Annotated in this window: 1 protein-coding gene; it reads right to left on the reverse strand. The window is 72.8% G+C overall.

Features of this window, described 5'->3' with window-relative positions; genetic code table 11:
- The coding region (locus FPV16_RS25920) for a carboxymuconolactone decarboxylase family protein (protein WP_227441374.1) at positions 1-443 on the reverse strand (443 nt) is incomplete at its 3' end.
- Positions 444-463: the final 20 nt, after the last annotated feature.

Consider the following 463-nt stretch of genomic DNA (forward strand, 5'->3'; position numbering starts at 1 on the left):
GCGGTGCCCAGGTATTCGGCGGCGACATCCGGGCCGAACGGTGCCGGCGGTCCCGCCGGTGTCCCGGTTCCTGCCGCCCACGCCACATACGGCGCGTTCGGGTCACCGGCGGCAGGTGCTGTGCCGGCCAAGATCGCCGCGGCGGTGTCGGTTTGGCCTGCCGCGTACAGCATGGTGGTGTGTGCGTCGACGCACCAGGGGCAGCGCAGGCTGGCCGCGACGGCGGCGGCGACGGCTTCCTTGCGGCCACGCGGCACCTGGCCCACCAGCAGTGTCTCGCGCAACGTCGCCCAGCCGGCGGTGAGCAGTCCCTCGTCCGGGGACAGCATGGCGAGCGGCTCGGGCAGCCGGCCGAACTCGCGGCGGGCCTCGGCATAGACCTCGGCGACCGCGCCGCCGGCTCGGCGGGGCGCGACGGGCTCAATATGGTTGACAAATTTCATGATTCGACTCCCTCCTGGGT

This window comes from Methylobacterium sp. W2 (assembly GCF_020662345.1).
Classification (GTDB): domain Bacteria; phylum Pseudomonadota; class Alphaproteobacteria; order Rhizobiales; family Beijerinckiaceae; genus Methylobacterium.